The sequence below is a fragment of the Nocardia sp. NPDC056064 genome (genome assembly GCF_042266925.1).
Lineage (GTDB): Bacteria > Actinomycetota > Actinomycetes > Mycobacteriales > Mycobacteriaceae > Nocardia.
On record NZ_JBHJWO010000004.1, the window covers coordinates 125,291 to 147,461 of the forward strand.

The following is a 22,171-nucleotide window of genomic DNA, read 5'->3' on the forward strand; positions in this document are numbered from 1 at the left end:
GCCCGTGAACCGATCCCCAGGGGAGAGTCGAGAAGATCGTGGCCGACGACAACAGTGGAGTCGAGCAGAACGCCTCTTTGACCGAGGAGGCACTCGCGGCAGCGGCGGCGGAGGCCGAGAAGGCGTTCGCGGCGGCGGCCGATCTGGATGCGCTGGCGGTCGCCAAGACCGACTTCATCGGCGGCAAGTCGCCGATCGCGCTGGCGCAGCGCGGACTGGGCAGCCTGCCCAAGGAGGAGAAGGCCGAGGCGGGCAAGCGGGTCAACATCGCCCGCAAGCGGGTTTCCGACGCCTTCGAGGCGCGCCGTGCGGCGCTGCTGGAAGAGCGTGATCAGGCCGTGCTGGTGGCCGAGAAGATCGACGTCACCGCGCCCGCGCGCCGTCGCCCGGCCGGTGCCCGGCACCCGATCACCGTCATCTCCGAGGAGATCGCCGACGTGTTCGTCGCGATGGGCTGGGAGGTCGCCGAGGGTCCCGAGGTGGAGACCGAGCACTTCAACTTCGACGCGCTCAACTTCCTGCCCGACCACCCGGCGCGCACCATGCAGGACACCTTCCACATCGCCCCGGAGGGTTCGCGCCAGGTGCTGCGCACGCACACCTCCCCGGTGCAGGTGCGGTCCATGCTGGAACGCGACGTGCCGATCTACGTGGTGTGTCCCGGGCGCACCTTCCGCACCGACGAGCTCGACGCCACCCACACCCCGGTGTTCTCCCAGGTGGAGGGTCTGGCGATCGACAAGGGCCTGACGATGGCGCATCTGCGCGGCACCCTGGACGCGTTCGCGCGCGCCCTGTTCGGGCCCGACACGCGAACCCGCATGCGCCCCAACTACTTCCCGTTCACCGAGCCCTCGGCCGAGGTCGACGTGTGGTTCCCGGACAAGAAGGGCGGCGCGGGCTGGGTCGAATGGGGTGGCTGCGGCATGGTCAACCCGAAGGTGCTGATCGCCAGCGGCATCGATCCGGAGGTGTACTCCGGCTTCGCCTTCGGCATGGGCATGGAGCGCACGCTGCAGTTCCGCAACGGCATCCCCGACATGCGCGACATCGTCGAGGGCGACGTGCGGTTCACCCTGCCCTTCGGTATCCGGTCCTGAGCGACACCCCCTTTCGACACAGAGAGCGAAACGTCAAGTGCGAGTAGCGCAGTCCTGGCTGACCGAGATCCTGCAGCGCACCACCCCCGAGTGGTCGGTGTCGGCCGAAGAGCTCGACGCCGGCTTCGTCCGCGTCGGCCTCGAGGTCGAGGAGGTCGACAAGCTGACCCCGATCGGCGGCGACATCGACAAGCCGCTGGTGGTCGGCCGCGTCGCCGAGATCACCGAGCTCACCGAGTTCAAGAAGCCGATCCGCTTCTGCAAGGTCGACGTCGGCAACCCGGAGTTGCAGGAGATCGTCTGCGGCGCGCGCAATTTCGCGGTCGGCGACCTGGTCGTGGTGGTGCTGCCCGGCGGCGAGCTGCCGGGTGGGTTCAAGATCTCCTCGCGCAAGACCTACGGGCACACCTCCAACGGCATGATCTGTTCGGTCGCCGAGCTGGGCATCGGCAAGGACCACGACGGCATCCTGGTGCTCGAGCCCGGCTCCGCGCAGCCCGGTGACGACGCCAATGTGCTGCTGGGCACCGACGACACCATCATCGAACTCAACATCACCCCCGACCGCGGCTACTGCTTCTCGGTGCGCGGCCTGGCCCGCGAGCTGGCCTGCGGCTTCGACCTCGAATACGCCGACCCGGCCGTGCGGACCCTGGGCGACGGGGAGTCCGAGGCGTGGCCGGTGCGGCTCGAGGCCGACTCGGAGTGCACCCGTTTCGGCGCGCGCCGGGTCACCGGGATCGACCCGAACGCGGTGAGCCCGCTGTGGCTGCAGCGCAGGCTGATGCTGTCGGGGATGCGCCCGATCTCGCCGGCCGTCGACGTCACCAACTACGTGATGCTCGAGCTGGGTCAGCCGCTGCACGCCTTCGACGCCGCCAAGCTGCACGGCGGCCTGGTCGTGCGCTCGGCCAACCGGGGCGAGACGCTGCGCACCCTCGACGACACCGAGCGCACCCTCGACGCCGAGGACGTGGTGATCGCCGACGACACCGGCGTGATCTCGCTGGCCGGGGTGATGGGTGGCGCGAGCACCGAGGTCGGTGCCGAGACCACCGATGTGGTGCTCGAGGCCGCCACCTGGAACCCGCTGCGCGTCTACCGGACCGCGCGCAGGCACAAGCTGGTCTCCGAGGCGGGCAAGCGCTACGAGCGCGTCGTCGACCCGGAGATCAACGTGATCGCGCTCGATCGCGCCGCCACGCTGCTGGCCGAGATCACCGGCGGCACCATCGAATCCACGCTCACCGACATCCGCGTGCCGCTGCCCGCCGCCACGCCGATCGCGATGGACATCGACCTGCCCGACCGCGTCGCCGGTGTCACCTACCCGGCGGGCACCGCCGTGCGCAGGCTGGCCCAGATCGGCGCGGGCGTCGAGATCGAGGTCAACGACGCGGGCCGCACCCAGCTGCTGGTGACCCCGCCGACCTGGCGGCCCGACCTTTCCCAGCCCGCCGACCTGGTCGAGGAGGTGCTGCGGCTGGAAGGACTCGAGCAGATCCCGTCGGTGCTGCCCGCCGCCCCGGCCGGTCGTGGCCTGACCGCCAAGCAGCAGCGGCGCCGGGCCGTGAGCCGGGCACTGGCGTTCGACGGCGCCGTCGAGGTGCCCGCGCCGGTGTTCCTGCCCGCCGGTGTCTTCGACGTGTGGGGCCTGGACGCCGAGGACCCGCGCCGCAACACCACCAGCGTGCTGAACCCGCTCGACACCGACCGTCCCGAGCTGGCCACCACCCTGCTGCCGGGTCTGCTCGAGGTGGCCGCGCGCAATATCTCGCGCGGCGCCCGTGACCTCACCATCTACGGCATCGCCCAGGTGGTGCTGCCGAGCGCGCAGACCCACGCGGTCGAGGCGCTGCCCGTGGATCGCCGGCCCACCGACGAGCAGATCGCCGAGCTCATCGGCTCGCTGCCCGCCCAGCCGGTGCACGTGGCCGCGGTGCTCAGCGGCAAGCGGGAACCGCGCGGTCCGTGGGGGCCGGGTCGCCAGGCCGAGGCCGCCGACGCGTTCGCGCTGGTCGACGCCGTCGCCGACGCGGCCGGTGTCACCATCGAGCGCCGGGCCGCCGCCTACCTGCCGTGGCATCCGGGCCGCTGCGCGGAACTGGTCGTCGACGGGAGCGTCGTCGGGCACGCGGGTGAGCTGCACCCGGCCGTGCTCGAGCGCGCGGGCCTGCCGCAGCGCACCTGCGCCTTCGAACTCGACCTCGACGCGCTGCCGCTGACGGCCTCGCGTCCGGCGCCGACGGTGTCGGCCTTCCCGGCCGTCCTGCAGGACGTGTCGGTGAGCGTCGAGAAGACCGTCCCCGCCGCCGAGGTCGAATCGGCCCTGCGCACCGGCGGCGGCGACCTGCTCGAGGACATCTCGCTGTTCGACATCTACGAGGGTGCCCAGGCGGGCGAGGGCCGCAAGTCCCTCACCTACGCCCTGCGCTTCCGCGCCCCCGACCGCACCCTCACCGAGGACGAGGCCAGCGCCGCCCGCGACGCCGCCGTCGCCTCGGCCACCACCGCGGTCGGCGCCGAACTGCGCGGTTGACGGTCGGCCGCGGAGGGAAGTAGCCCGGCCGCTTCCCTCCGCGGGCGGTTCAGGACGACATGGCGCGCGCGTAGTCGGGGAATCGCGCGCGCAGCGCCGCGTCGAAGGCGTGGGCTCGCTCGTGCGAGTCCAGATTCCCGAGGTCCGGACGGGCCAGATACCAGCGCATGAGGGCTGCCGCCTCCGGGTGGCCGTGCGCGGCGGTGAAAGCGATGGTGGCCCGCACCTGGGCGGTGTCCACCGACTCGACGCCCCACCGGTTGCGAGTGCGCTGGGCTCGGGAAACGACGTCGGCGAAGGTCGCGTACCCGGCGAACCACGTGGCCATCGGGCCGTCCAGGTAGCGCAGGACCCAGCGCACACCGTCGTCGATGTCCTCGGCGCACCCCATGGTCACGGTGTCGCGATAGGCGGGGTCGCTGTCGGGATCGAAGGCGCACTCGTCGATCTCGCCGAACTCGGGGAACCAGCGCTTGCCCTGGCGATTCGCGTGCTCCGGCAGTGCCGAGAGCACGTCCGCGGCGGCCGTCGACAGGACACTCACCGTGCCTCCGACCCGGATACCGCCGAGTCCCGAGCGGTCGATCGACAGAGCGAGCCCTGCGCTGAGGCCGGGAACCGGGGTATCGGCGGTGAACCACGTCCGCCATCCGTCCAGCGACGGTGACGGCCGGAAACCCTTGCCCGCCAGCGCATCCGCCAGCGCCGCCGGGAATCCGGCCAGCACGTCGGCGTCTCCCGCGGTCTCGAGGATGTCGAACGGCTCCGCGTCGATCCCGACGACGCCGCTGCCGCACTGGTACCCGGTGAGGTCGGTGGCGAGGCCGAGAACCCCGGAGAAGTAGTCCACCGGGTCGTCCTGGTCTTCCGGATCGGGCCGCCGGTGGCGCTCGACGGCCGCGAGGACCTCGGCGGGTACCTCACCCCAGACCTCGAGCTCGTCGCAGTCCGCGGCGAGACCCCACAGCTTGTGGCCGTCGCGCCACAGCACCAGCTCGGCACCGCCGGAACCGTCGACCTCACCGGCGGCGATCACCTCGCCGCTCGCGGACAGCTCCGCGAGATCCCAGGTGTCCTCGACGGGCTCTTCCGCGTTGTCCTCGACCAGCAGGTAGGCCCCGTCGGCCCGTCGGGTGCCGACCAGCCACCCTTCCGGATGATCCGTCCGGTCCCCGCTCGGTCGCACGCCGAGTCCCGCCCAGATCCGCTCCGGCTCGCGCCCGCGCACGAGCATCCAATTCGACGTGAATCCCATTCCGCTGTCCCCGCTTTCGTCTCGCTGCGGGAGACGGTAGCGAAGCGGTCCGACACCCGTGGCCCGCGACGGGCCGGGGCGGGATAGGTTGGACGGCGTGTCGATGATGAAAGGCGCCAATGTCGCGGTGCCTGCTGCCGCGGTCCGGGTCGAGTTGGGTTGGCAGTCGGGGGCGGGGGTGCCGGACGCGGACGCGTCGGCGCTGCTGCTCGCGGGGGCCAAGGTGCGTTCCGACGACGACTTCGTGTTCTACAACCAGGCGGTGCATCCGTCCGGGGCGGTGCGGCACGAAGGCAAGCAGCAGGGGGCCACGGTCGTCGACGCGCTGTCGGTGAATCTGGCGCAGGTGGAGGCGCAGATCGAGACGATCGTGCTGGCCGCCTCCGCCGACGGCGGCACCTTCGGGCAGTTCCACGGCCTCTACATCCGGGTGCTCGACGCGGCGACCGGCACCGAACTCGCGCGCTTCGACAGCACCGGCGCCACCACCGAGACGGCCTTCGTGCTCGGCGAGCTGTACCGCAGGCAGGGTGCGTGGAAGTTCCGTGCGGTCGGCCAGGGCTACGACTCCGGATTGGGCGGTCTCGCCACCGATTTCGGCATCTCCGTCGACGACGAACCCACCCCGCCCGCACCTGCCCAGCAGTACGCGCCGCCGGTGGGTCAGCCTCCGGCGCCGTTCCCCGCCCCGACTCCACCGCACGTCCCGACCGCGCACCCCGCACCCGCGCCGCCGTTTCCCGCTACCGGTCACCCGCACCCTGGCCAACCACACGTTCCCGCTGCGCCGCATCCCCCCGCCGGCCAGTTCGGGCAGCCTCAGCCCTACGCCGCCGACCAGCCTGCTTCCGGCCAGCCGCAAGGCGCTCCCGTCAACCTCGGCAAGGTCTCGCTCACCAAGGAGGCCCCGTCGGTCTCCCTGACGAAGCACGGTGCCACCGGTGGCGTCATGCGGGTGAACCTCAACTGGACTTCGATGGCCGCCACCGGACGCCTGTTCGGCAAGCTGCGCGGTAAGAACATCGACCTCGACCTGTGCTGCTTCTACGAACTGGTCAATGGCGCGATCGGCTCGGTGCGCGCGCTGGACCGCCGCTTCGGCGCGCTGTACGAACCGCCGTTCATCCACCTGGACCAGGACGACCGCACCGGCGCGAGCATCACCGGCGAGAACCTGTCGATCAATCTCGACTACACCCAGTTCTTCCGCCGCATCCTCGTCTTCGCGTCGATCTATGACGGCGCCAGCGATTTCCGCGGTGTGCACGCCACGGTCACCCTGCACCCGGTGGGTTCTGCGCCGATCGAGATGACTCTCGACGGGTGCACCGACAATTCGCGCGACGCGGTGCTGGCGGTGCTCGAGAATGTGAACGGGGAACTCGTGGTGCGCCGCGAGGGCGCGTTCATCCGTCCGCCCGCCGGTCAGCCGGGCGGTGGCGTGATGGAGATCGCCCGGCTCTACCACTGGGACTTCGGTTTCCAGGCGGGCCGCGGAAAATGATCCGCCATCCCGCGACCCGGGTGCTGAACGCGCTGGTCTACCACCCGGTCGAGCACGTCGCGCAGACCCCGGCCGCGCTCGGCCTGAAGTTCCGGGATCTGAGCATGCGCACCGCCGACGGCATCGACGTGCACGGCTGGTTCGTGCCCGCCGAGCGTCCGCGCGGGCACATCCTCTACGCGCACGGCAACGCGGGCACCATCGGCGACCGCGTCGCCATCATCGCCCTGCTGGTCGCCGCCGGCTTCGACGTGCTGGCCTTCGACTACCGCGGCTTCGGCCACAGCACCGGCACACCGGGGGAGCAGGGCACCTATCTCGACGCGCGCGCCGCCCGCACCGCCCTGCTCGAACAGCCGGGCGTCGACCCCGAACGCATCCTCTACCTGGGCAAATCCCTCGGCGGCGGCGTGCTGCTGGAACTGGCCACCGAGCACCCGCCCGCGGGCATGATCCTCATGTCGACCTTCAGCGGCATGCGTGACGCGGCCCGCTCGGTCTACCCGTTCCTGCCCGCGCCACTCATCCCGGACGCCTACCCGAGCCTGCGCCGGATCGCGACCCTGCGGGTGCCGATCCTGATGATGCACGGCGACCGCGACGAACTGCTCCCGCTGCGCCACGCCGAACGCCTCTACGCGGCCGCCGCCGAACCCAAGCAGCTCATCGTGGTGCCCAGCGCGGGCCACAACGACGTCATCGACACCTTGGGCGCGCGCTGGCCGAAGCTCATCGCCGAATGGTCGGAATTCCTCGACAGCTGAGCGGTGCTGCGTAGCCTGGCGGTATGAGCGAAACCAGCGAGATCCTCGGCCGCCTGGCGGCGCTGCCCGACGCCGACCTGGTGACGGTCCTGCGCGCCGCGGTCGCGGGCAGGCCGGGGCTGGTCGAGGTCGCCGCCGCGCTGGCCCAGGTGGAAACCGGTCATGCCGAGACCGGCACGCCTGTGAACCTCGACACGGTCGTCGTCGAGGCGGATGTGGTGCCCGTCGCATCGGAGCAGGTCGGGGGCACCATGCCGGTACCGCCGGTACCGCATGGCGTGCCGGGCGCCGCCGCACCCACTGTCACCGGCGGGTATTCCCCCTCCGGCGTGCCGACATTCGACGCGGTTCGGGATAAGGTCGAGCAGCGTTACGGCACCGCGCAGGGGATGGGTGAGCTCGATCGGCAGACCCCGGCGGGTCGCAGCGCCGACGAACAGTGGGAGACGCGGGAGAAAGCCGCGCGTGAGCGCCTGGCACAGATCCGGAAATCGATGCATCGCGACGATTCCGGCGCCAGCGACCAATAGCCGAGAGGTCTCCCGTCCGAGCAACGACCGTGATGGGTGGACCCGACCATGACACAGGCGCGCCAGATCGCCGAACAACTGCTCGACGCGCAGGTGGACTTCCTGCTCGGCGAGGTCACCGGCGACCGGTTCGCCGAGGTGATCGCCCGCGATGTGGCCGCGGTGCTGGCCGTCGGCGACACCATCGTCTTCGGTGACGTGGTCTCCCTCGAGCAGGGCGAGGAGACGGTCGCGACCGTTTTCGACCGCATCGGTGGCAGCCCCGTCATCGCCGACACCGTCGGCATCTTCTCCGACGCCATCTACGACCACATCGCCGCCAACACCGAGTACACCCTCGGCGATGTCGTCGACCGTGAGCCGGTGGAGGCGCTGCTGGAGAAGATCTTCGGCATGCACCAGGCCCAGGAGCGGATCCTGGACCGGCTCACCGAGAGCCCGCTGGTCGCCACCGTGGCCTCGCGTTTCGTCGACAAGCTGATCGGTGACTTCATGCAGGCCAATCGCGAACGCGCCGAGAAGATCCCGGGCGTCTCCTCGCTGATGTCGCTGGGCCAGTCGGCGGCCAACAGGGCCAAGAAGGTCGCCGACAGCACCTTCGTCGGTGACCTCGCGGGCAAGGGCGCCCTGTTCGCGCTCAAGCGCACCAACAACGCCATCCGCGACATGCTGCGCGACGCCCCCGTGCACTCGGCGGCCATGGAATTCTGGGACCTGCACGCCGACGAGCCGGTCGCGGGCCTGCGCGAATACCTCACCCAGAAGGATCTCAACGAGCTGGTCCAGATCTGCTACGAGATCGCCGTGACCACCCGCGAGAAGGAATACTTCGGCCTGCTGGTGCGCGAATGCGTCGAGGTCTTCTACCAGAAGTACAGCGGCCACACCCTCTCGGCCATGCTCCCCGAACTCGGCCTCACCGCCGAGGACATCAGCACCGAGATCCTGCGCTACGGCCCCGCCGTCATCGAGGCCGCCAAGCGCAACGGCGTCCTGGCCGGCCTCATCCGCGAACGCCTCGAGCCCTTCTTCCTCTCCGACCAGGTCCTGGCCATCCTCACCCCGGCCACCTAGAGGTCCGGATCGGTCAAGGCCTCGCGCAGCGGAATAGTGTTGCGCCGGGCCAGGATCCGGCGGCGGCGGACATCCGCGGCGGAGCGGGGGCGGAAGGCGGGGCCGCAGCCCTGGCAGCAGCGTGGACTGCCAACTGTTTCGGCACCGACCGTGATGCGGGCGTGAACACGCGAATCCCCTGGCGGCGACGAGGGAGCGGCCAGGGGATTTCGCGGGGTGGCTCAGTGGGAGCCGAGGGGGGTGCCGAAGAGGGTGGCGAACTTGGCGGCGAGGGTGTCGCCGAGGAAGCCGAGTGCGCCGGGGGTGGCGGCCATGGTGCCCGCGTCGCTGACGGTGCAGCCGGGGGTGGCGGGGATGCCGTCGAGGCGGTCGCGCAGCCAGAGCAGGGCGGCCGGGCCGCCGACGACCTCGGCGACGATGTGCTCACTGGCGTGGTCGCGGGTGTAGGTCAGCGAGGTGTCCGGGTCGCGGCAGTAGGTGTCGACGAGGGCGTCGGCGGCGGGCAGGGGCAGGATCTCGTCCCAGGCCGAATGCCAGACGAACAGCGGCATGTCGGGCACCGTCTTGCCCATCTTGGTGTCGGCGAGCATGGCGGCGACGGGCGCGTCGTCGAGCGGGTCACCGTCGGAGCCGATCATGCCGGTCAGGTTCAGGAACGGCAGCAGCGCGGACTGGTACTGCACGCACAGCGGTGACTTCACCGTCACCAGAGCTTTGCCGAGCGGGTCGAGCCGCTGGTCGAGATAGGCGGCGAAATCAGGGTATTCGCGGGTGAGGCCGAGCACGGCCGCGAAGACCAGGCCCGAGGTGGCCTGATTGTTCGCCATCCGCAGCGCCGCGCCGAGATCGGCGCCGACACCACCTTCGGCGGCCCCGACGATGTTCAGTTCGGGCGCGTAGGAGGCGTGCAGTTCGGCGGCGTGCCCGGTCGCGATCGAGCCGCCGGAGTAGCCGTAGAGGCCCACCCGCGCGTCCGGTCCGGCCTCGAGCGGGGCGAAATTCGTCGCGGCGCGGATGCCGTCGAGGGTGATCCGGCCCGCCAGCGGACCGGCGGCGTAGGCCGAGTTCGGGCCCTGGTGATCCGGGACGACCACCGCCCAGCCCTGCGCGAGGGCCGCCTGGGCGAACAGGAATTCGGCCGGGACGACGATCTGCCCGGCGACCGGTGCCACCGAGAGGTGTTGCAGCGCGTACGACGGCGCGCAATAGCCCGCGGTCGAGTCCTCGGCCAGCTGCACCGAGAGCAGCTTGCGCGGCGCCACCGCCGTGCCGCGCGGCTTGATCAGCGTGGCCACCGCGGGGATGGCCTCGTCGCGGCTGTTGTTCGAGCGGTAGGACACCTGCCAGGCGTCCACGTCGATCGGCAGCAGGCCGAAGTCGGCGACGGTGACCTGGCGGGCGGCGATGATCTGGCCCGGCGCGGTCGCGGCGACCACCTCGGCGGGTGGGAGATAGAAGCCGGGGTCCAGCTCGGGCGGCAGCGGGATCACCGGCGCGGGGGCGATGCCCGCCGGTTCGGCCGCGACGGGGCCTGCCACGATGGCCGAACTCACCGCGATCACGCCGGTGACCAGGGCGAGCCACCGCGCAACGGTAGGAGATGTCATTCGTGCTCTGTCCTCACATGATTTGAGACGGCGTCGTCTCAATGAGGGCTACTATCGCACGGGTGTGGCGTAGATCGCAATCAGCGGGGGGCGACGTCCGAGGTCAGCGCGTTGAGCAGGGTGGAGAAGACCTCCACCAGCACATCGACGGGCGGGCGCGGGTCGTCGAGGCTCCACTGGTGCACGGCGCCGTTGACCGCGCCGATGAAGGCCGCCATGGCCACCCGCCAGCCGCCGGGGGGCGTGCGCGCGTCCGGCACCTCCGCCGCGATCGCCTGCACCACCTCGCCCCACTGATCCCGGATGCCCGCGCGATGTGCCTCGACCGCCGGGCTCACCCCCACGATCTCCACGAAGGCCACGGTGGCGCCGCGGATGTCGGCGGTGATGGCCTGGGTGTAGGCGCGGATGGCCACGTCGACCAGCTCGCGCAGATCGCTCGACCCGCTCGCGGCCAGCGCCTCGGCGACCGCCGCGCGGGCCCGGCCCTGCACGCTGTCGTACACCGCGACCAGCAGTTCCTCGCGGTCGGCGAACAGCTCGTAGAACTGCCGTCGCGACAGTCCCGCCGCCGCGCAGACATCGGTCAGCGAACTGTTGGCGTAGGACTTCTCCGCGAACACGCTCAGCCCCGCCTCGATGAACAGCGCCCGCCGCTCGACCTGCCGTTCGGCGACCGAGGTTCCGGTGTAGTTGTGTCGAGTCCGAGCCGGTTTCACGCCTCGACCCTACTGACCGTCGCCCCGGCCGGACTGGCCCAGACACCCGCGGCGACGCCGAACCCGCCCGCTCGCGCCCTAGACTCGGCCGCATGGGTGAGCAGAAGCAGCGGATGCTGGCGGGGGAGCTGTACCGGGACAACGATCCGGAGCTGGTGGCCGAAAGGCAACAGGCACAACGGCTCTGCGACGAGTTCAACCGCACCGGACCCGACGAGACCGACCGGCGCACCGCCCTGCTCGGCGACCTGCTGGGCAAGATCGGCGAGGGCTCGTGGATCATGCCGCGATTCCAGTGCGACTACGGCTATCTCATCGAGATCGGCGCCAACAGCTTCCTCAACTACGACGCCATCCTGCTCGACTGCGCGCCCATCGTCATCGGTGACGACTGTTCGATCGGCCCGCGCTGTCAGCTGCTGACGGCCCTGCATCCGATGGACGACCACGACAAGCGCAGGCAGCGCTGGGAATCGGCCGCGCCCATCCGGATCGGGAACAACGCCTGGTTCGGCGGCGGGGTGATCGTGTGTCCCGGGGTGAGCATCGGTGACGACGTGGTGGTCGGCGCGGGCAGCGTGGTGACCCGCGACCTGCCCGACCGCGTCTTCGCCGCCGGGAACCCCGCCCGGGTGATCCGCGCCCTCTAGCGCGTCGCCGGGTCGCGCCCGGGGCCGCGCGGCAATACTGTCTGTCCATGGGCGAAGCGCGGATCGAGACGGAGCAGGAAGCGACCCGGCCGCTGCGCGAGGACATCCGGTTTCTCGGCGGCATCCTGGGCGACACCATTCGTGACCACGAGGGCCCCGAGGTGTTCGACCTCATCGAACGGGTACGGATCGAGGCGTTCCGGGTGCGTCGCGAGGAGGTCGAGCGCAGCGCGGTCGCCGACATGCTCGACGGCACACCCACCGAGGTCGCCATCCCGCTGATCCGGGCGTTCAGCTATTTCGTGCTGCTGGCCAATCTCGCCGAGGACCTCCAGCGCGACCGCCGCCGCGCCGTGCACGTCGCGGCAGGCGAACCACCGCAGGACTCCTCGCTGGCGGCCACCTACGCCAAACTCGACGCCGCCGAGCTCGACGGCGAGACGGTGGGCGAGTTGCTGGCCGACGCGCTGGTCTCGCCGGTGATCACCGCCCACCCCACCGAGACCCGCAGGCGCACCGTCTTCGACGTGCAGTCCGAGATCACCCAGCTGATGCGGCTGCGCCGCAGGCTCGGCCCCGGTGAACCCGGCTACGACGAGAGCGAACTGCGCATCCGCCGGGCCGTGCTGACGCTGTGGCGCACCGCGCTGATCCGGTTGGCGCGCTTGCGCATCCAGGACGAGATCGCCGTCGGCCTGCGCTACTACGACCTGACCCTCTACGACGTGATCCCCGCGATCAACGCCCAGGTGCGGGCCGCGCTGCGCTACCGCTGGCCCGAGGCCGATCTGCTGGCCCGGCCCATCCTGCGCCCGGGTTCCTGGATCGGCGGCGACCGCGACGGCAATCCGTTCGTGACCGCCGAGGTGGTGCACACCGCCGCCGAGCAGGCCGCGGCCTTCGCCTTCGGCCGCTATCTCGGCGAACTGGTCGAACTGGAGAAGTCGCTGTCGCAGTCGGGCAGGCTGGTGCCGGTCACCGACGCGGTCGCCGCGCTCGCGCAGGCCGGGTACGAGGACCCGGCGTTCTTCGCCGACGAACCGTATCGCCGTGCGCTGCACGCGATCCGGGCCCGGCTCAGCGCCACCGCCCGGCGCGCGCTCGGGGTGCTGCCCGAGAGCGGGCTGGACACCGGGGCCGAACCGTATCCGGCTCCGCAGGCCGTCCTCGACGACCTCGACGCCGTCGACGCGTCCCTGCGCGCCAGCGGCGACGGCCTGCTCGCCGACGACCGGCTCGCTGCCCTGCGCCACGCGATCGAGACCTTCGGTTTCCACCTGCAGGGCCTGGACATGCGGCAGAACTCCGAGGTCCACGAGCAGGTCGTCGCCGAACTGCTCGCCTGGTCCGGCGTGCACGCCGACTACGCGGGACTGCCCGAGGCCGAGCGGGTCGCGCTGCTGGCCGGGGAACTGCGCACGCGCAGGCCGCTGCTGGGCCCGCGCGCGCAGCTCAGCGAGCTGGCCGTCAAGGAGCTCGGGGTGCTGCGCGCGGCCAAGGACGTGATCGACACCTTCGGCGCCGCGGCCGTGCCGAACTACATCATCAGCATGTGCACCTCGGTCAGCGACATGCTCGAGGCGGCGCTGCTGCTCAAAGAGGCGGGCATCCTCGACCCTGGGACGGCCGAGGGCGCGCCGAGCTGCCCGGTCGGGATCGTGCCGCTGTTCGAGACGATCGAGGACCTGCGCGCGGGGGCGGCGACACTGTCGGCGGTGCTCGACGTGCCGGTATACCGCGAACTCGTCGCCGCGGCGGGCATGCGCCAGGAGGTGATGCTGGGCTACTCCGATTCCAACAAGGACGGCGGGTACCTGGCCGCCAACTGGGCGCTGTACCGGGCCGAACTGGATCTGGTGGAGGTCGCCCGCGAGACCGGCATCCGGTTGCGGCTGTTCCACGGTCGCGGTGGCACCGTCGGTCGCGGCGGCGGGCGCAGCTACGACGCCATCCTCGCCCAGCCCGCGGGCGCGGTGCACGGCGCGCTGCGGCTCACCGAGCAGGGCGAGGTGATCGCCGCCAAGTACTCCGAACAGGGTGCGGCGCACCGCAATCTGGAATCACTGATCGCGGGCACGCTGGAATCGACCCTGCTGGACGTGGAGGGTCTGGGCGCCGACGCCGAACCGGCCTACGAACTGCTCGACGACCTCGCCGCCCGCGCCCGCGCCGCCTACGCGCGCCTGGTGCACGACACCCCGGGATTCGTCGAGTACTTCCGCCAGTCCACCCCGGTGGCCGAGGTCGGCGATCTCAATATCGGCAGCCGCCCCGCCTCCCGCAAACCCACCAACTCGGTCTCGGACCTGCGCGCCATTCCGTGGGTGATGGCCTGGAGCCAGGCCCGCGTCATGCTGCCGGGCTGGTACGGCACCGGCACCGCGCTCGAGGACTGGGTCGACGGCGATCCCGGCCGCCTGGCCCGGCTCACCGAGCTCTACCACCGCTGGCCGTTCTTCCGCACGGTGCTGTCGAACCTCGCGCAGGTGATGGCCAAGAGCGATCTGGACATCGCCGCCCGGTACGCCGGGCTCGTCGAGGACCCGGAGTTGCGCGCGGAGATCTTCGGCATGATCCGCGACGAACACGCCCGCACCATCCGCATGTACGAGGCGGTCACCGGGCACGCCGAACTGCTCAGCGACAACCCGTCGCTGGCCGAGTCGATCCACAATCGTTTCCCCTACCTGGAGCCGCTGAACCAGCTCCAGGTGGATCTGCTGCGCAGGCTGCGCGGCGGTGACGACTCCGAACTGGTGAAGCGCGGGATCCTGCTCACCATGAACGGCCTGGCCACCGCCCTGCGCAACTCGGGCTAGCGCGCTACAGGCACACGCTGACGGTGATCGGTCCCACCGGGATACCGGCGCAGATGGCGACCGAGCCGACGACGGGCTGCGCGGTGGCGGCCGAGGCGGTTCCGGCGCCGAGCGCGGTGGCCGACAGGGCGAGCGCGGCGATGGCGAGCGGGCGAGCGGTCTTGGCAAACATAGGTACGTCCTCGATAGTGCGGTACCCCGGGCTGGGGGATTGCCCATAGAAGCATATCCCCGCCGCTCGGGCGCCCCGATTACGGCGAATTCCGGCCGCTACCGATCCGTGACCACCGCGAGCGCGTCGATCTCCACGAGCATCTCCGCGCGCGGCAGACCGGTGAACACGGTGGTGCGCGCGGGCAGCACGCCGCCGGTGGTGTGCTCGGTGACGAAGGCGCCGTAGGCGTCGTTCATCAGCGCGAAATCCTCGCGCTCGGTGAGATAGACACGCAGCATCACCACATCGTCGAAGGTGGCGCCCGCGGCCTCGACGATCGCCAGCACATTGCGCAGCGTGCGGGTGGTCTGCGCGGCGACATCGCCGGGGTGCAGATACTCGCTGGTGGCCGGGTCGACCGGGCCCTGCCCGGAGACCTGGACGAACGGGCCCTTGCGCACACCCTGGGAGAAGGTGTGCGCGGGAGCGGGCGCGTCGGTGGTGCGCACGGCGATCTTGTCGGACATGGGGGTCAGCCTTTCCTCGCGGGGACGTCTCGGCGGGGGGGCCCAGCCGAGTTCGGCGGAGATGGCGTCGGCGGTCGCCCGGAGCTGGGGCAACAGCGCGAGCACCTGATCGTGGTCGAGCAGCACGTCGGGCACCGAGACCGAGACCGCGGCGACGACCTCGCCGATGCCGTCGCGCACCGGCACACCGACGCAGTTGACGAAGCTCTCGTGCTCCTCGTGGTCCTCGGCGAAGCCCTGCGCGGCGACCCGCTCGAGTTCGGCCAGGTACTGCTCGGGCGTGCGCAGGGTCCGGGTGGTGAACGGGTGATAGTCCAATCGCGCGGCGACGGTGGACCATTCGGCCCGGGGCAGTGCGGCGACGAGGACCTTCCCGACCGCGGTGCAGTGCAGCGGCGCCGGCCTGCCGATGCGCGAGTACATCCGCACGGCCTGTTCGGCGTCGACCTTGTCGATGTAGACGGCGTCGCCGGATTCGTAGGCGGCCAGGTGCACGGTCTGCCCGGTGGCGGCGCCCAGCGCGCTCAGATGCGGGCGGGCCACCGTCCGGACATCGCGGTTCTCCAGTGCGTGACTGGCCAATTCGAACATCCGGGTGCCCAGCGAGTAGCGGTGTGCCGCGTCGCGCACCACGAACCGTTCGGCCTGCATGGTCTGCAACAGGCGCAGCACCGTGGACTTGTGGACGCCGAGCCGCCCGGCCAGCTCGTCGAGGGACTGCGCGTTCTCGCCGAGGGCGATGAGAATGGTCAGGGCGCGCGACACGCTTTGGCTCATGACCCGATCGTCCCATCCATTACCCGCGGGTAGCGCAGGGCCGCCCAGGCCGGCTCCGGCAGCGACGCCAGGTGCCGGAGTTCCTGTGCCGGTGGCAGTTTCGCCGCGTCACCGGGTGCGGTGAGGGCCGCGGCGGCGCACAGATGGCCGTAGCGCAGGCGGGTGCGCAGGTCGGCGCCGTGCAGCAGGGCGGCCAGGTAGCCGCCGGCGAAAGCGTCACCGGCGCCGATCCGTTCGGTGATCTCGAGGGTGAGGGCCGGTACCTCGACGGCGGTGTCGCCGTCGAATCCGGTGACACTGTGCCGGTCGTTCTTGACGATCAGCTGGGCGGGTTCGGGGAAGGTGGCGCGCAGGGCGGCCGGGTCGCCGGTGCCGAACAGTTCGGCGGCCTCGTCGGCGCCGAGCAGCACCACGTCGGCGCCGCGGATGTGGGCGGCGAGTTCGTCGGCGGCCGTGTCCAGGCGCGAACCCCACAGGGCCGGGCGGTAATTGAGGTCGAAGCCGACCAGCGAGCGGCGCGGCGTCCTCAGCAGGGTGCGGGTGAGGGCGCTCGCCGAGGCGGACAGGGCGGGGGTGATGCCGGTGAAGTGCACCAGGTCGGCGTGGTCGAGCAGGGCCCGGGCGGCCGGGGTCGCGAGGTCGGCGGGGGACAGGGCACTGGCCGCCGAGCCGGCGCGGTAGTAGTGCATGCGGCTGGCCAGGGCGGGGAGGTCGTGCGCCGCGTCCGAGCCGCCGCCACGCTCCTTGAGGTAGAGGCCGGTGGGGCGTTCGGTGTCCACCGCGACGGCGCCGACATCCACCCCGCTCGCCGCCAGCTGGGCCACCAGGTAGCGCCCGAATCCGTCGTCACCGACCCGCGACAGCCACGCCGCCGCGATCCCGAGCTGGGCCAGCACCACGGCCACGTTCGCCTCCGCGCCGCCCGCCCCGCGCTCGAACAGATCCGACAGTTCCAGCGGTCCCGGCCGGGCGATCAGCACCGCCAGCCCCTCGCCGACGGTGACCGCCCGCGGTGGTGCCGATATGGCCTGTGTCACCTCTGGCGCCCTTTCGTGGTTGCGGTCACAGTGCTCTCGATGCACAATAACGAGCAGAAACATTCAGTGCAACTCGCGTTGCAAATTATGCAATGCGCAGACGGTATGACCGAAGGGACGCTGTGATCATCGACGACGACGCGGTGGACGGGCTGGCCGATCGGATGCTGGGTCCGCAGGACAAGAGCGTCCCGCCCGCCGCCTGGGGTCAGCACGTGCGCGAGTACCTCGGCACCGCGCCGGAGCTGTGGCAGTGGCAGACCCCGCTGCTCACCCTCGATCGCGGCAGGCTCGATGCCAATCTCGCGCTGATGGCCGAGTGGACGGCCATCGCCGGTGTCGCGCTGGCCCCGCACGGCAAGACCACGATGGCTCCCCAGCTGTGGCGCGAGCAGCTCATGGCCGGGTCCTGGGCGATCACCCTGGCCACCGGCTGGCAGGCGCAGCTGGCGCGCGCGTTCGGCGTCGGACGGATCATGCTGGCCAACTCGCTGGTCGATCCGGTCGGATTGTCCTGGGCCGCCGCCGAATCCGCGCGCGACAACGAGTTCGGCTTCTCCTGCTGGGCCGACAGCGTCGCCACCGTCGAGGCGATGTCGGCGATCCTGCGCACCTCACCGCCCGGCCCGCCGGTGCGGGTGCTGGTCGAACTCGGTGGCCCGCACGGCCGTACCGGCGCGCGGAGCCGGGCCGAGGCGCACGCGGTGGCATCGGCCATCCGGGCGAGCGAGCGGCTCACCCTCGCCGGGGTCGCCGGGTACGAGGGCGCGCTGGCCCACGACCGCAGCCCGGCGGGTCTGGACGCCGTGCGCGGCTACCTGACCGAACTCGCCACCCTGCACACCGAACTGCTCGCCGCGGGCGCCTACTCCGGCCCGGCGATCGTCACCGCGGGCGGCAGCGCCTATCCGGAACTGGTCGTCGACGCGCTCGCGGGCCTGGCCACCGCCGACGGATCGACCACCGTGGTGCTGCGCAGCGGCGCCTACCTCGTCCACGACGACGGCTTCTACGCGAGCATCTCCCCGCTCACCGCGCCCGCGATGGCACCCGGCCTGCGCGCCGCCATGCACGGCTGGGCGCGCGTGGTCTCCCGGCCCGAGCCGGAACTGGCACTGCTCGACGGCGGCAAGCGCGACTTCCCGTTCGACGAGGGCCTGCCGGTCCCGCAGCTCGTCGTCGGCGGGCCCGCGCTGCCACCCGGCGCCGAGGTGACCGCCCTCAACGACCAGCACACCTTCCTGCGCCTGCCCGGCGCCACCGCGGCCGACCTGCCCGTGGGCAGCGTGGTGCGCCTCGGCCTTTCACACCCGTGCACGGCCTTCGACAAGTGGCGGCTCATCCCGGTGATCGACGATGCCGACGCCGAGCGGCCTCGCGTGCGCGAGCTGATCCGCACCTACTTCTGACGGACGACCATGACAGAGCTGCTCTTCCGCGACATCACCGTCATCGACGGCACCGGCGCCCCGCGCACGCCCGGCGATGTCCTGATCCGCGACGGCCGCATCGCCGAGATCGGCCCGTCCCACTCGCTGGATGCTGCCGCGAAACCCGTCGCCACCGCGCCCGGTTCGGTGCTGACACCCGGATTCGTCGACATGCACGCGCATTCCGACCTGCACCTGCTCACCGATCCCGGCCACACCCCGAAGATCACCCAGGGCGTCACCACCGAGGTGATCGGCCAGGACGGCCTGTCCTACGCCCCGATCGACGACGCCGCCCTGGCGGTGGTGCGCAAGCAGATCGCCGGTTGGAACGGCAACCCCACCGGCCTGGACTTCACCTGGCGCACCGTCGGCGAATACCTGGACCGCCTCGACGAGGGCATCACCCCCAATGCCGCCTACCTGGTGCCGCAGGGCACGCTGCGGCTGCTGGTCGTGGGCGCCGAGCAACGCCCGGCCACCACAGCCGAGATCGACCGCATGTGCGCGCTGCTGGCGCAGGGGCTGGAGGAGGGCGCGGTCGGCATGTCCAGCGGGCTCACCTACACGCCCGGAATGTACGCCGACACCGGCGAACTCGCCGCCCTGTGCGCGGTGGTCGCCGCCGCCGGGGGTTTCTACGCGCCGCACACCCGCTCCTACGGCGCGGGCGCGCTCGAGGCGTACGCGGAGATGATCGGGCTGGCCCGCGCCACCGGCTGCGCGCTGCACCTCACCCACGCCACCCTCAACTTCGGCGTGAACCGCGGCCGCGCACCGGAATTCCTCGCCCTGCTCGCGCAGGCCAGGGCCGAGGGCTGCGACATCACCCTCGACACCTACCCGTATCTCCCCGGCTCGACCACGCTCTCGGCGCTGCTGCCGAGCTGGGCGATGTCCGGTGGACCCGATGCCGCGCTGGCCCGGCTCGACGACCCGCACGCGCGAGCCCGCATCGCCGTCGACGTCGATGTCACCGGGTCCGACGGCTGTCACGGCGTCACCGTCGAATGGGAGACCATCCAGATCAGCGGCGTGGGCGACGACGCGCTGTCCGCCCAGGTCGGGCGCACCGTCGCCGAGATCGCCACCGAACGCGGGGTCGCGCCGGTCGAGGTGTTCTTCGAGCTGCTGCGCCGCGACCAGCTGGCCACCACCATCCTCCAGCACGTCGGCCACGAGGAGAACGTGCGCGCGATCATGACCGACCCCGGGCACATGGGCGGCAGCGACGGCCTGCTCGTCGGCGCCCGCCCGCATCCGCGCGCCTGGGGCACCTTCCCGCGCTACCTGTCCCACTACGTCCGCGAGCTGGGCGTGCTCGGCCTCGAGGAGTGCGTGCACCACCTCACCGGCAGGCCCGCCGCGCGGTTGCGGCTGGCCGATCGCGGCCTCGTGCGCGCGGGGCACGCGGCCGACCTGGTCGTGTTCGACCCGGCGACCATCCACGACACCGCCACTTTCGACAACCCTCGACAGCAGGCGCGCGGCATCCAGCACGTCCTGGTCAACGGCGAATTCGCGCTGCGCGACGGCATCCCGACCGGCGTGCGCGCCGGGCGGGCCCTGCGCGCGGACGCCCGGCGAAAGGAAACCCGATGAACCCGCTGCTCAGCTCGTCCTCGCCCGCCCTGGCCGTGATCCGGGCCGACCGGGCCCTCACCGTGGTCCGCGCCCCCGAGATCCCGGACCCGGCCGCACTGGCCACGGCCCTGGCAGGCGCCGGGCTGCGCGCGGTCGAACTCACCTTCACCACGCTCGGCGTGCTCGACGCCGTCGGCAAGGCCGCGGCGGTCACCGACGCGGTGATCGGCGTAGGCACTGTGACCACCCCGGCCCAGGCCGAGGCCGCCATCGAGGTGGGCGCGCGCTTCCTGGTCACCCCCGCGCTGCGCCCGGAAGTCGCCGAAGTGGCGGTGGAACACGGCATTCCGGTGATCATGGGCGCCTTCACCCCGACCGAGGTGCTGGCCGCGGTCGAGCTGGGGGCCGCGGCGGTGAAGATCTTCCCGGCCCGCGCCCTCGGCCCGGCCTACCTGAAGGACCTGCTCGGGCCCTTTCCCGACATCTTCCTCATCCCGTCCGGTGGCGTGAACTCCCACAACGCGCGGGACTTCCTCCAGGCGGGCGCGATCGCCGTCACCGCGGGCACCGAAGTGGTGGCCCCCGCGGACGTCGCGAACGCGCACTGGTCCCGGATCGGCTCCCGGGCCGCACGCTTCGTCCATTCGCTTGATTGAGAGGTATCCCATGGGCGCCACTGTCGACTGGTTGCGCACCACCACCCCCGGGTTGCTGGTTCTGTGCGGTCTGGCCATCGCCGTACTGCTGTTCGCCATCATCAAGATCAAACTGGAGCCGTTCGTCGCGCTGCTGCTGACCGGCCTGCTGCTGGCACTCGCGGCCGGGCTACCGGTCGAGCAGATCGTCGGCACACCGCTCAAAGCCGGTGAGTCCCTGCTGGAGACGGGCTTCGGCGCCATCCTCGGGCACATCGCGGTGATCATCGGTCTGGGCACCGTGCTCGGCGCCATCCTGGAACGCTCCGGCGGCGCCGACGTGCTCACCGACCGGCTGCTGAGGATGTTCGGCGAGAAGGGCGCGCCGGTCGCGATGGGGCTGCTCGGCCTGATCTTCGGCATCCCGGTGTTCTTCGACATCGGCATCTTCGTGCTCGCGCCGCTGGTCTACGTCGCGGCCAAACGCGGCGGCCGGTCCCTGGTCCTCTACGCCATGCCCATGCTGGCCGGGCTCTCGATGACCCACGCCTTCCTGCCGCCACACCCCGGCCCGGTCGCCCTGGGCGGTCTGCTCGGGGTGAGTCTGGGCTGGCTGATCATCATGGGATTCGTCTGCGGCATCCCGGGTTTCGTCGCCGCGGGCATCGTCTGGGGAACCTGGATCGGCAAGCGCGTGCAGGTGGCCGTGCCGACCGAATTCGTGCCGCTCGAACCCGAGGCCGACCCCGACGGTGCCGAGGGGGCCGGTGGCACCGCCGTGCTCACCAAGTCGCCGCCCTCGGTGGCCCTGATCGGCGCGATCATCGCGATCCCGCTGGTGCTGATCCTGGGCGCCACCTTCGGATACCAACTGCTGGACCAGGATTCGGCGCTGCTGCAGGTGCTCACCTTCTTCGGCACGCCCGCGGTCGCGCTGCTCATCACGGTGCTGGTGGCCTTCTATGTGCTCGGTATCCGGCGCGGGTCCACCGTGCAGGAACTGAGCACCATCACCGCCGAATCGCTCAAGCCGGTCGGCATGGTGCTGCTGGTCGTCGGCGCGGGCGCCTTCTTCGGCAAGGTCATCTCGGCCACCGGGATCGGTACCGCGCTGGCCGACACCATGTCCGCGGCCGGGCTGCCGGTGATCGTGCTGGCCTACCTGATCAGCTGTGGGCTGCGGATCGCGCAGGGCTCGGCGACGGTCGCCATCGTCACCACCGGCGGCATCGTCGCGCCGCTGGTGACCGGGCAGGGGTACTCGCAGATGTCGATCGCGCTGATCGCCATGGCCATCGCGGCCGGGTCGATCATCCTCAGCCACGTCAACGACGGCGGGTTCTGGATCATCGCGAAATACTTCAACATGACCGTCAAGCAGACCCTGCAGACCTGGACGGTGCTCGAGACCATCCTGTCGGTGGTGAGTTTCGCGGTCGCGGCGCTGCTGTTCGCGATCGTCTGAG

The 22,171-nt window shown here is 71.2% G+C and carries 18 protein-coding genes and 1 pseudogene; 12 read left to right on the forward strand and 7 right to left on the reverse strand.

The features are described 5' to 3' along the window. Nucleotides 1-38 precede the first annotated feature (38 nt). Entirely contained in the window at nucleotides 39-1,100 is a 1,062-nt protein-coding gene (pheS, locus tag ACFC06_RS28375) for a phenylalanine--tRNA ligase subunit alpha (protein ID WP_336086783.1), read from the forward strand. A gap of 37 nt (nucleotides 1,101-1,137) precedes the next feature. After that, nucleotides 1,138-3,639 carry a phenylalanine--tRNA ligase subunit beta gene (gene pheT, locus ACFC06_RS28380; protein ID WP_375938305.1) on the forward strand — a complete coding sequence of 834 codons (2,502 nt, stop codon included), beginning with the start codon at nucleotides 1,138-1,140 and terminating at the stop codon, nucleotides 3,637-3,639. 49 nt (nucleotides 3,640-3,688) lie between these two features. On the opposite strand, the gene ACFC06_RS28385 is transcribed toward pheT, so the two are convergent. After that, nucleotides 3,689-4,894: a hypothetical protein gene (locus ACFC06_RS28385; RefSeq protein WP_375938308.1), complete on the reverse strand. Its 1,206-nt coding sequence runs from the start codon at nucleotides 4,892-4,894 to the stop codon at nucleotides 3,689-3,691. Between the two features lie 103 nt (nucleotides 4,895-4,997). On the opposite strand from ACFC06_RS28385, the gene ACFC06_RS28390 reads away from it, so the two are divergent. From ACFC06_RS28390 to ACFC06_RS28405, 4 genes are read left to right on the forward strand one after another with little or no spacing between them, the layout of a single operon-like run. Further along, on the forward strand, nucleotides 4,998-6,398 hold the full coding sequence (locus tag ACFC06_RS28390) for a TerD family protein (RefSeq protein ID WP_375938502.1): 1,401 nt from the start codon (nucleotides 4,998-5,000) through the stop codon (nucleotides 6,396-6,398). Further along, nucleotides 6,395-7,162, forward strand: coding sequence for an alpha/beta hydrolase (locus ACFC06_RS28395; RefSeq protein WP_375938311.1), 768 nt, complete (start codon nucleotides 6,395-6,397; stop codon nucleotides 7,160-7,162). The genes ACFC06_RS28390 and ACFC06_RS28395 overlap by 4 nt, the downstream gene beginning before the upstream one ends. 23 nt (nucleotides 7,163-7,185) lie before the next feature. Further along, nucleotides 7,186-7,692, forward strand: a complete 507-nt coding sequence (locus tag ACFC06_RS28400) for a hypothetical protein (RefSeq protein WP_375938314.1) — start codon at nucleotides 7,186-7,188, stop codon at nucleotides 7,690-7,692. A 48-nt stretch (nucleotides 7,693-7,740) separates the two neighbouring features. Beyond that, on the forward strand, nucleotides 7,741-8,766 hold the full coding sequence (locus ACFC06_RS28405) for a hypothetical protein (RefSeq protein WP_375938317.1): 1,026 nt from the start codon (nucleotides 7,741-7,743) through the stop codon (nucleotides 8,764-8,766). Nucleotides 8,767-8,987: 221 nt separating this feature from the next. Here ACFC06_RS28405 and ACFC06_RS28410 read toward each other — a convergent pair whose 3' ends face one another. Next, complete coding sequence (locus tag ACFC06_RS28410; protein ID WP_375938320.1) at nucleotides 8,988-10,373, reverse strand: lipase family protein; 1,386 nt, start codon at nucleotides 10,371-10,373, stop codon at nucleotides 8,988-8,990. 80 nt (nucleotides 10,374-10,453) lie between these two features. Next, entirely contained in the window at nucleotides 10,454-11,092 is a 639-nt protein-coding gene (locus ACFC06_RS28415; RefSeq protein ID WP_375938323.1) for a TetR/AcrR family transcriptional regulator, read from the reverse strand. Nucleotides 11,093-11,184: 92 nt separating this feature from the next. Here ACFC06_RS28415 and ACFC06_RS28420 point away from each other — a divergent pair, with 92 nt between their 5' ends. Then, nucleotides 11,185-11,742: a sugar O-acetyltransferase gene (locus tag ACFC06_RS28420; protein WP_375938326.1), complete on the forward strand. Its 558-nt coding sequence runs from the start codon at nucleotides 11,185-11,187 to the stop codon at nucleotides 11,740-11,742. Between the two features lie 47 nt (nucleotides 11,743-11,789). After that, nucleotides 11,790-14,561, forward strand: coding sequence for a phosphoenolpyruvate carboxylase (gene ppc, locus ACFC06_RS28425; RefSeq protein WP_375938328.1), 2,772 nt, complete (start codon nucleotides 11,790-11,792; stop codon nucleotides 14,559-14,561). A 4-nt stretch (nucleotides 14,562-14,565) separates the two neighbouring features. Here the strand turns inward: ppc and ACFC06_RS28430 are convergent, their stop codons facing one another. The 4 genes and pseudogenes from ACFC06_RS28430 to ACFC06_RS28445 all read right to left on the reverse strand — a co-directional run bounded on the left by ACFC06_RS28430 (nucleotide 14,566) and on the right by ACFC06_RS28445 (nucleotide 17,056). Continuing rightward, nucleotides 14,566-14,733, reverse strand: a complete 168-nt coding sequence (locus ACFC06_RS28430; RefSeq protein ID WP_278265880.1) for a hypothetical protein — start codon at nucleotides 14,731-14,733, stop codon at nucleotides 14,566-14,568. A 98-nt stretch (nucleotides 14,734-14,831) separates the two neighbouring features. Beyond that, nucleotides 14,832-15,242 carry a RidA family protein gene (locus tag ACFC06_RS28435; protein ID WP_375938505.1) on the reverse strand — a complete coding sequence of 137 codons (411 nt, stop codon included), beginning with the start codon at nucleotides 15,240-15,242 and terminating at the stop codon, nucleotides 14,832-14,834. Nucleotides 15,243-15,356: 114 nt separating this feature from the next. Further along, a pseudogene (locus ACFC06_RS28440) lies at nucleotides 15,357-16,019 on the reverse strand (IclR family transcriptional regulator); the annotation flags it as partial. Beyond that, nucleotides 16,016-17,056: a sugar kinase gene (locus ACFC06_RS28445; RefSeq protein ID WP_375938331.1), complete on the reverse strand. Its 1,041-nt coding sequence runs from the start codon at nucleotides 17,054-17,056 to the stop codon at nucleotides 16,016-16,018. The pseudogene ACFC06_RS28440 and the gene ACFC06_RS28445, both read right to left, overlap by 4 nt. A 92-nt stretch (nucleotides 17,057-17,148) precedes the next feature. Here ACFC06_RS28445 and ACFC06_RS28450 point away from each other — a divergent pair, with 92 nt between their 5' ends. Genes ACFC06_RS28450 through ACFC06_RS28465 form a run of 4 tightly spaced genes read left to right on the forward strand, consistent with a single transcriptional unit; the run spans nucleotide 17,149 to nucleotide 22,170 of the window. Further along, complete coding sequence (locus ACFC06_RS28450) at nucleotides 17,149-18,465, forward strand: amino acid deaminase (RefSeq protein WP_375938334.1); 1,317 nt, start codon at nucleotides 17,149-17,151, stop codon at nucleotides 18,463-18,465. Nucleotides 18,466-18,474: 9 nt separating this feature from the next. Next, nucleotides 18,475-20,088 (forward strand): amidohydrolase family protein, encoded by a 1,614-nt coding sequence (locus tag ACFC06_RS28455; RefSeq protein WP_375938336.1) that lies wholly within the window; start codon nucleotides 18,475-18,477, stop codon nucleotides 20,086-20,088. Then, nucleotides 20,085-20,726, forward strand: coding sequence for a bifunctional 4-hydroxy-2-oxoglutarate aldolase/2-dehydro-3-deoxy-phosphogluconate aldolase (locus ACFC06_RS28460; protein ID WP_375938339.1), 642 nt, complete (start codon nucleotides 20,085-20,087; stop codon nucleotides 20,724-20,726). Before ACFC06_RS28455 ends, ACFC06_RS28460 begins: the two co-directional genes overlap by 4 nt. A gap of 10 nt (nucleotides 20,727-20,736) precedes the next feature. Beyond that, on the forward strand, nucleotides 20,737-22,170 hold the full coding sequence (locus ACFC06_RS28465; RefSeq protein ID WP_375938342.1) for a GntP family permease: 1,434 nt from the start codon (nucleotides 20,737-20,739) through the stop codon (nucleotides 22,168-22,170). Nucleotide 22,171 lies beyond the last annotated feature (1 nt).